Source organism: Rhodosalinus sp. 5P4, assembly GCF_041365695.1.
GTDB lineage: Bacteria > Pseudomonadota > Alphaproteobacteria > Rhodobacterales > Rhodobacteraceae > Rhodosalinus.
The window spans coordinates 494772-503378 of the sequence record NZ_JBGFSJ010000003.1 but is presented as its reverse complement, the minus strand read 5'-3'; the positions used below and the strand labels follow the sequence as shown (position 1 = coordinate 503378).

The 8607-nt window shown below is 68.9% G+C and carries 8 protein-coding genes and 1 tRNA gene; 8 read left to right on the top strand and 1 reads right to left on the bottom strand.

Annotation, left to right across the window (positions count from 1 at the left end; all coding sequences use genetic code 11):
• Positions 1 to 421 precede the first annotated feature (421 nt).
• A complete protein-coding gene (locus tag AB6A69_RS07870; protein WP_371056777.1) occupies positions 422 to 937 on the top strand; it encodes a DUF2165 family protein in 516 nt (171 codons plus the stop codon).
• Positions 938 to 1744: 807 nt separating this feature from the next.
• Here AB6A69_RS07870 and AB6A69_RS07865 read toward each other — a convergent pair.
• Positions 1745 to 1832 (bottom strand) — tRNA-Ser (locus AB6A69_RS07865).
• 239 nt (positions 1833 to 2071) lie between these two features.
• Between AB6A69_RS07865 and AB6A69_RS07860 the strand changes: the two genes are divergently transcribed.
• From AB6A69_RS07860 to AB6A69_RS07830, 7 genes are read left to right on the top strand one after another with little or no spacing between them, the layout of a single operon-like run.
• Positions 2072 to 2971: an SPOR domain-containing protein gene (locus tag AB6A69_RS07860; protein WP_371060355.1), complete on the top strand. Its 900-nt coding sequence runs from the start codon at positions 2072 to 2074 to the stop codon at positions 2969 to 2971.
• Positions 2972 to 3001: 30 nt separating this feature from the next.
• A complete protein-coding gene (locus AB6A69_RS07855; protein ID WP_371060354.1) occupies positions 3002 to 4171 on the top strand; it encodes a D-alanyl-D-alanine carboxypeptidase family protein in 1170 nt (389 codons plus the stop codon).
• Positions 4168 to 4794 carry a dTMP kinase gene (tmk, locus tag AB6A69_RS07850; protein WP_371060353.1) on the top strand — a complete coding sequence of 209 codons (627 nt, stop codon included), beginning with the start codon at positions 4168 to 4170 and terminating at the stop codon, positions 4792 to 4794. The genes AB6A69_RS07855 and tmk overlap by 4 nt, the downstream gene beginning before the upstream one ends.
• Positions 4791 to 5918 carry a DNA polymerase III subunit delta' gene (locus AB6A69_RS07845; protein WP_371060352.1) on the top strand — a complete coding sequence of 376 codons (1128 nt, stop codon included), beginning with the start codon at positions 4791 to 4793 and terminating at the stop codon, positions 5916 to 5918. The genes tmk and AB6A69_RS07845 overlap by 4 nt, the downstream gene beginning before the upstream one ends.
• A gap of 52 nt (positions 5919 to 5970) precedes the next feature.
• Positions 5971 to 6777, top strand: coding sequence for a TatD family hydrolase (locus tag AB6A69_RS07840; protein ID WP_371060351.1), 807 nt, complete (start codon positions 5971 to 5973; stop codon positions 6775 to 6777).
• Positions 6774 to 7574, top strand: coding sequence for an MBL fold metallo-hydrolase (locus AB6A69_RS07835; RefSeq protein WP_371060350.1), 801 nt, complete (start codon positions 6774 to 6776; stop codon positions 7572 to 7574). Before AB6A69_RS07840 ends, AB6A69_RS07835 begins: the two co-directional genes overlap by 4 nt.
• 43 nt (positions 7575 to 7617) lie before the next feature.
• A complete protein-coding gene (locus AB6A69_RS07830) occupies positions 7618 to 8553 on the top strand; it encodes an AEC family transporter (RefSeq protein WP_371060349.1) in 936 nt (311 codons plus the stop codon).
• Positions 8554 to 8607 lie beyond the last annotated feature (54 nt).

Below are 8607 nucleotides of genomic sequence, written 5' to 3'. Positions count from 1 at the left end.
CAGGACAGGTCTGCCCGCTTCGCTGAAAAACACCGCCGTCGGGGCACAACACGGCGGCTTCGCGGGCCGATCTGCCCCGTTCCAGCGCCTTGCGCGCCCGACAACGCCGCTCAGGACGGAATATGCTTGTCCAGCGGTCGGATTCAGGCGACCTTCACGTCAGACGGCATGCCACTTGGGGAATGTCGGTTCAGAGATCCAACCGCCGGCAGTCGCATTGTGAAATAACGCCTCGCTGATGCGCGATACGCATGATCGGTGGATGATTACGCATTGGACTTCGGCTCCGCCCAATGAGATTCCTCTTGGGAAATTTGCGCTTATATCTTCGGGATAGTCTGAAGCGACGGGGCATAGTCCCTTAAAGGTGCTGACCTTTGGGAGACGGCGAAAACGGAACTGGCCAAGGAGACGCATCGCTATGTCGTACAGAGCCGCGCGGCGACTATCCCCGATTGTTCTGCTGCTTTTTCCAGCCCTGTGGGGATGGCTTGGGCTTCTCAACAACGTAAGCGGCTTCTCGGGCACGCGCGACTTTGCGGTTCGTCCCATGCTGGAGATGAGCGATACCTACGGAAATCCGGCACAGACCTGGAGAGCCGTCACGGCCCCGTGGGCGGCCACAGTCGCGCTTGTCGCCATCACCGCGGCTGAAGCCCTGGCAGGACTGTTCTCGACGATCGGGATCATCCGGCTGATCGGCGCCCGAGGAGGGTCCGGCGAGACCTTCGACGCAGCAAAGACCGCAGGGATCTACGGTTGTCTCCTCGCGATCCTAGTGTGGGGCATCGGGTTCATGGTGATCGCGGGCGATTGGTTTCTGTCTTGGCAGTCAGAGTCCTCGATCGATGGACAGCTCGGCGGAATGATCTATGCGCTGCCCTCGATGCTTGCCCTCGTGGTTCTGCTGCTGCCCGAGCCCCCGGACGGGCGCTAGCTGCGAAGCCTCGACAGCTTGTCCTTGTCGAGCCCGAGCCGGCTGATCGGCGACAAGATGCCCTTGCGAAGGCAGGCGCCAAGTCAGGACGCAGGTATCGCGGCTGGGAATGTCAGATGACGGCAGTCAGCCCCGGAGTGGAGCCAAAGCCCTTGGCTCGAATCTATCCTAGCTGACCATCGCCGAGCAGCTCGCTAACGGGTACGATGCGGACTAAGCTGCGGGTCAATGCGACAGACCTAAATGACCGCTCCCAGCCCAGTTCAGACATACGTTCTGCATGTGCATCCGACGGCGCTGTCTGCAGATCGGGCGGATACCGGCTTAGAGCGGGTCTTCGCTGCAATTGGCATGGCCCTCCCAAAAACGGCCGTTTTTGAACGATCTCTGAAAGCCGCCATTTGCGCAAGCGCAGCGAAAGCACGCTTAGTCCGCATCTTACCAGTTCGTGACCTGCGGTGAAGGTCAGCTACCGCAAACTCGCGTCTAAGGCCGTGGGTCCGCTTTGGGCTGGCTGCCGTCATCTGATAATTTCCGTCAGGAATGCTGAGCGGGCCGCCCGGCCTAAGTGGCTCGATCTCGCCCCTCGCGTGGCATGTAATCAGTGCGAGACCTAGCAAGGCGCGCGTGCAACAGTTCAGCAGGTAGCGAGCCGGGACCGGCGGGGAAAGATGGTTGCCTCAAAGCTAAAGCTGCAACAAGAGGTCGGCCCCGCGCCAAGGCCCCACCTAGCGTTTTTCCTATGTGGGGCTTTATGTGGGGTAATATGACCGGAAGCCCATTTTATTGAATGATTGCAATGAAGGTTGGCGGAAGGGGTGGGATTCGAACCCACGGATGGTTTCCCATCGGCGGTTTTCAAGACCGCTGCAATCGACCACTCTGCCACCCTTCCCGAGCGCGCGGTCCGGCGCCCGGCCGTCCGGCCGGCCACGCTCTTTGGACGCGCGGGAACGTGCTATCGCGTGACATGAAATTGAGCAAGGCGCGCGGCGGAGGGTTTCCGCCGGCCGGGCGGCACGGGCTTTCCATGCGCGGGGCCCCGCGCTATGATCGCGGCACGCGGGGTAACACCGCGCAGGCGGGGCAAGGACCGGAAACAAACCGGCCGCGCTGGCAGGCAAGGGGCATGACATGATCATCATACCGGCAGATCACGCGCGCCGCGGCCGTAGGGCCGGGGCGGGGTTCGCACTCGTCCTGGCGTTCGCGCTCGCGGGGTGCGGCGAGGACGGCGCACCGGGCTTCCTGCAGCCGCAAGCGAACGGCACGAGTGCCGCGCCGGGCGCGTCAGAGCAGCGCTCGGTCAAGCTCGTGGAACGCGACGTCGAAGCACCCGAGGTGTTCGGGGTCGCGGAGGCGGGACTTTGGGACGGGCGTCCGTCGCTGGGCGGCGTATGGGTCGCGCATCCCGAGGTAGCCGAGCCCGAGCGCGTCATCATCCGCAACACCGTCAACGGGCGCGACGTCGTGGGCGCGCTTTTCCGGCGCGAGCGGCAGAACCCCGGTCCACGGCTTCAGGTCTCCTCGGACGCCGCGGCCGCGCTCGGGATGCTCGCGGGGCAGCCCGTGCGGCTGGAGGTGGTCGCGCTGCGCCGCGAGACGGTGCAGGAAGAGACGGGCGAGGCGCCGCCGCAGGAGGGCGGGGGCGACGCCGAGTCGCTTGCCGCGCCGGCGGAGATCGAGGCCGCGCCCCTCGACCCGGTGGCGACCGCGTCCGCGGCGCTGGATGAAGATACCGCGCCGGCGCGCGCGGCGGCGGAAGCCGCCCCGGCCGCGGCGGACGCGGCGGAGCCCGCGCCCGCGCGATCCTACGTTCAGATCGGGATCTTCAGCATGGAGGAAAACGCGCGCGAAGCCGCGAGCGCCATGCGCGAAGAGGGTCTTTCGCCCGAGATCCGGCGCCAGACGAGCCAGGACAAGACCTTCTGGCGGGTGCTCGTGGGACCCGCGGCAAGCGAGCGCGAGCGCGAGGAGACCCTCGGCATCGTGAAGGCGGCCGGTTTCGCCGATGCCTATGTCGTGAGAAACTGACGGAAGGAACCGACGGGGACGATGCCGATCATGGAATTCCGAGCGCTCTTCCGCCTGGCCACGGGGCTCATGGCCGCGATCTGCCTTGCGCTTCCGGCGCAGGCCTTCGAGACCGAGGCGGGCGCGGCCTATGTCTACGATCACAATACCGGCACGGTGCTTCTGGCCAAGAATGCCGACACGCCCCTGCCGCCGGCGTCGATGTCGAAGCTGATGACGCTTTACATGTTTTTCGAAGCGCTTCGGAACGTGGAGAGCATGACGCTCGAGACCCGCTTCGATGTCTCGGAACGCGCGATGTCGATGGGCGGGTCGTCGATGTTCCTGACCACCACGGACCGCCCCACCGCCGAGGAACTGATCCGCGGTATCGTCGTGCAGTCGGGCAACGACGCCACGGTCGTGGTGGCCGAAGGGCTTGCCGGAAGCGAGAGCGCCTTCGCGCGGCTCATGAACGAGCGGGCCGAGATGCTGGGGATGACGCAGTCGAATTTCGTGAACGCGAGCGGCTGGCCGCATCCCGAGCACCGCATGAGCCTGCGCGATCTCGGTATTCTCACCACGCGACTGATCGAGGATTTCCCGGAATTCTACACCTATTTCGCCGAGGAAGAGTTCGAGTATGACGGGCGCGTGCCGTCCAACCATTTCAACCGCAACCCGCTCCTGGGGCTCGGCGTCGGGGCGGACGGGCTCAAGACCGGGCACACGGAGGAGGCGGGCTACGGCCTCGTGGGGTCGGCGGTGCAGGGCGATCGCCGCGTTACCTTCGTCATCACCGGGCTGGCCGACCGGAATGCCAGGTCCGAGGAGTCCCAGCGCATCCTGAACTGGGCGTTCCGCCAGTTCGTCGCGCGCGACATCGTCGAGGCCGGCACCGTTGTGGCCGAGGCGGATGTCTGGCTCGGCGCGGATGCGCGGGTGGGCCTCGTGGCGGGCGAAAGCCGGGAGATCCTCGTGCCGGCCGTCGCGCAGGAGCGCGTCGAGGGCGAGGCCGTCTTCGACACCCCGGTCGAGGCGCCCATCGAGAAAGGCCAGCGCCTCGGAGAACTCATCCTGCGTCCCGAGGGCCTGCCCGAGACGCGCATCCCGCTGGTGGCCGACCGCAACGTGGCCCGGGGCGGTTTCCTGGACCGGGTTCAGCTTGCCGCGCGGCTTCTGGCGACACGGTTGAGCGAACGCGCGGGCGACGCGCTTTGACGCCCCGCGCCGTGCCGGGACGCTTCATCACCTTCGAAGGGATCGACGGCTCGGGAAAGTCGACGCAGGCGCGCCTGCTCGCATCCCGCCTCGAGGCCGCGGGGGGCGAGGTGGTGCTGACGCGCGAACCGGGAGGCTCGCCCGGCGCCGAGGAGATCCGGCGCCTCCTGCTGACGGGGGATCCCGGCCGCTGGTCCGCCGAGACGGAGATCCTGCTTTTCACCGCGGCGCGGCGCGATCACCTGGAGCGCACCATAGAGCCGGCGCTGGCGCGCGGCGCGACGGTGGTCTGCGACCGTTTCGCCGATTCCACGCGGGTCTATCAGGGGGTGACGCGCGGCGACCTGCGCGCCCTCGTCGATCGCCTGCACGAGATGACCATCGGGCGCGAACCCGACCTCACGATCCTGATCGACATCGATCCAGCGGCGGGTCTCGCGCGGGCAGGGGCCCGGGGCGGAGAGGAGGCCCGCTTCGAGGCTTTCGGCGTCGAGATGCAGGCACGGATGCGCCGCGCCTTCCTCGATCTGGCGGCCGAGGCGCCGGCGCGTGTCCGGGTCGTCGACGGGTCGGGCCCGCCGGAGGCGGTGGCCGCGCGCGTCGCGGAAGCGGCGGGCGCATGAGCGCGGCGGACGATCTGCCCGAGCCCGATCGCGTCGAGGGCGCGCCGCACCCGCGCGAGACGCCGCGGCTTTACGGACAGGACGCGGCGGAGCGCGCCTTCCTCGACGCCTACGCGTCCGGGCGGCTTCACCATGGCTGGCTGCTGACCGGTCCGCAGGGCGTCGGCAAGGCGACGCTCGCGTGGTCCATCGCGCGCTTCCTGCTGTCCCGGCCCGTGGAGGAGGGCGGCGGGCTTTTTTCGGACGCACCGCCCGCGGCCGACGGCCTCGCCGTCTCTCCGGATCACCCAGTGGCGCGGCGGGTGGCCGCGCTTTCCGATCCCGGGCTCTTCCTGCTGCGCCGGGGGCCGCGGGACGACGGAAAGGCGCTTTCGGCCCAGATCAGGATCGACGAGGTCCGCAAGCTCAAGGGCTTCTTTTCGCTGTCGAACACCGAGGGCGGCCGGCGGGTGGTGATCGTCGACGCCGCCGACGATCTCAACGTGAACGCCGCCAACGCCCTTCTCAAGCTGCTGGAGGAGCCGCCCTCGCGGGCGACCATGCTGCTTGTCGCGCATCAGCCGGCGCGGCTTCTGCCGACGATCCGGTCGCGCTGCCGGGAACTTCGCCTCGTCCCGCTCTCGCCCGGCGACATGGCCGCGGCGCTCGCGCAGGCGGGGGTCGATGCGGGGCAGGAAGAGGCGCTGGCCCTCGCGGAACTGTCGGGCGGCTCGGTGGGCGCGGCCGTGCGGCTCGCCGGGCTCGGCGGCATCGGGCTTTACCGCGACCTGTTGCACCTCCTCGAAAGTCTGCCGCGCCTCGACCGCCCGGCCGCGATCGCGCTTTCCGAACGCGCGTCGGGCCGGGGCGCGGAGCCAGTGCGCGATCTTCTGATCGAGCTTCTCGACCTCGCGATCGCGCGTCTGGCGCGCACGGGCGCGACGGGCGCGCCGCCGCCCGAGGCCGTGCCCGGAGAGGCCGCCACGCTCGCCCGCCTCGCCCCCGACATGGCTGCCGCGCGGCGCTGGGCCGAGCTTGGCCAGACGCTGGGCGCGCGGCTTCGGCATGGCCGGGCGGTCAACCTTGACCCCGCCACGCTCATCCTAGATACGGTCCACAGGATTGCAGGGCAGGCGGTGCGCTGACGCCGGGCCGCAACCGCAAAAGGCAGTCAGCAAGGGCAGGGGGACGTGCGGCATGAGCGTTGCGCCGAGGATCACCGACAGCCATTGCCACCTCGATTTCCCGGAACTCGCCGAAGAGCTGGACGCCGTCATCGCGCGCGCCCGGGACGCCGGCGTGCACCGGATGGTGACGATTTGCACGAAGCTGCGCAGCCTTCCCGCCGTGCGGGCGATCGCGCACCACAACGCGGGCGTGTTCTACGCGGCGGGGACCCACCCGATGAGCGCCGCGCAAGAGCCCCTGGCGCAGCTTGAGGAGCTCGTCGCCCTCGCCGAGGATCCGAAATGCGTGGGGCTCGGCGAAAGCGGCCTCGACTACCACTACACCGCCGAAAGCGCGGCGGTGCAGCAGGAAAGCCTGCGTATCCATATCGCCGCGGCGCAGGAGACCGGCCTGCCGCTCATCATCCACGCCCGCGACGCGGATGACGACATGGCGCGGATCCTTGCGGAGGGACACGCGAAAAAGCCCTATCCCTGCGTGATGCACTGCTTTTCGTCGGGGGCAGGCCTGGCCCGCGCGGCACTCGACCTGGGCTTCTACCTGTCCATGTCCGGGATCACCGCCTTTCCGAAATCGAAAGCGCTTCGCGAGATCTTCGCCGCCGCGCCGCTCGACCGGATCCTCGTGGAGACCGACAGCCCCTACCTCGCGCCGCCGCCCCATCGCGGCAAGCGCAACGAGCCCGCGCATGTCGTGCACACCGCCAAGGCGGCAGCCGAGCTATTCGGGCTGTCCTACGCAGAGTTCGCCGCGCGCACGGAGGCCAATTTCGAGCGACTCTTCGACCGCGTGCCCGCCTACGAGGCGGCCGCGTGAGCGGAGAACTGCGCTTCACCATCCTGGGCTGCGGCTCCTCGGGGGGCGTGCCGCGGCTTGGTGGGCACTGGGGGGCCTGCGATCCGGCGAACCCGAGGAACACCCGCCGGCGCTGCTCGCTTCTTGTCGAGCGGGAGACCGAGGCGGGCACCACCCGCGTGCTGATCGACACCACGCCCGATCTGCGCCAGCAGCTGCTCGACGCGGGCGTGGGAGAGCTCGATGCCGTCGTCTACACCCACAGCCATGCCGACCACGTCCACGGAATCGACGACCTGCGGATGATCGTCTTCAACATGCGCAGCCGTCTGCCCGTCTGGGCCGACGGCGACACGCAGAACGACCTTTACTCGCGCTTCGGCTACGCCTTCATGCAGCCCGAGGACAGCCCCTATCCGCCGATCCTCGACATGCACACGATCCGCGAAGACTTCGAGATCGCGGGCTCGGGAGGCAAGATCCCCTTCACGCCGTTCCGGGCCAAACACGGCGCGATCGACGCGCTGGGCTTTCGCGTCGGGCCGCTGGCGTATCTGCCCGACGCGGTCGAGATCCACGACGCGGCGTGGCCGGTTCTGGACGGGCTCGACTGCTGGGTGCTCGACGCGCTGCGGCGCACGCCGCACCCCACCCACGCCCATCTCGACCTCGCGCTCGACTGGATCGGGCGCGCCGCGCCCGCGCGCGCCGTCCTGACCAACATGCATATCGACATGGACTACGAAGAGGTCGACCGGGACACGCCCGACAACGTCACCCCCGCCCATGACGGGATGGTGATCCGCTACCCGCTGTGAACGCACACCCCGCCCTGGCGCGGCGCGCGGCCCGGAGGCGCCCGTGCAGGCGCTGATCGAGGTCGTCCTGCCGGTCTTCCTGGTGATCGGCTTCGGCTATGCCGCCGTGTGGCGGGGCCTCTTCAGCGAAAGCGCGGTGGACGGGCTTATGGTCTTCACCCAGAGGTTCGCGCTGCCCTGCCTGCTGTTCCGCGCGCTCTCCACGCTCGACCTCGGCGCGGGCTTCGATCCCGCGCTCATCGGAAGCTTCTATGCAGGGGCGGTGGCGGGCTTCCTCGCGGGGCTTCTGGGCGCGCGCTACCTCTTCGGGCGCGACTGGGAGGACGCGGTGGCGATCGGGTTCTGCTGCCTCTTTTCCAATTCGCTCCTGCTCGGGCTGCCGATCACGGAACGCGCCTACGGCGCCGACGCGCTGGCCGGGAACTACGCGATCATCGCGCTTCATTCGCCCTTCTGCTACGCGCTGGGCATCACCGCGATGGAGCTGGTGCGCGCCCGCCGCGCGGGGGCAGGCACCGCGGGCCTTCCGACCAAGGTCGCGGGCGCCATGCTCAAGAACGCGCTGATCCTCGGTATCCTCGCGGGCATCGCGGTCAATCTTTCGGGATGGACGCTGCCGGTGCCGATCGGCGACGCGCTCGACCTGATGGTGCGCGCGGCGCTTCCCGCGGCGCTCTTCGGGCTGGGCGGCGTGCTCTACCGCTATCGCCCGGAGGGGGATCTGCGCACCATCGCCTTCGTCGCCGCCGTCTCGCTGCTGCTGCATCCGGCGGTCGTCTGGGGGCTGGGCCAGGCCTCCGGGCTGCCCGAGACGGGTCTGCGCTCGGCGGTGGTGACGGCGGCCATGGCGCCTGGCGTGAACACCTACATCTTCGCCGACATGTACGGCCGCGCGCGCCGCGTCGCGGCCTCCTCGGTGCTGATCGGCACGGCCGCGTCGGTCTTCACCGCCTGGCTCTGGCTCGCGGCGTTGCCCTGATCCGGCGGAGGCGCGCGTTCCGCGCGCCACGCCTTCACCGGGCGCGCCCGTCCG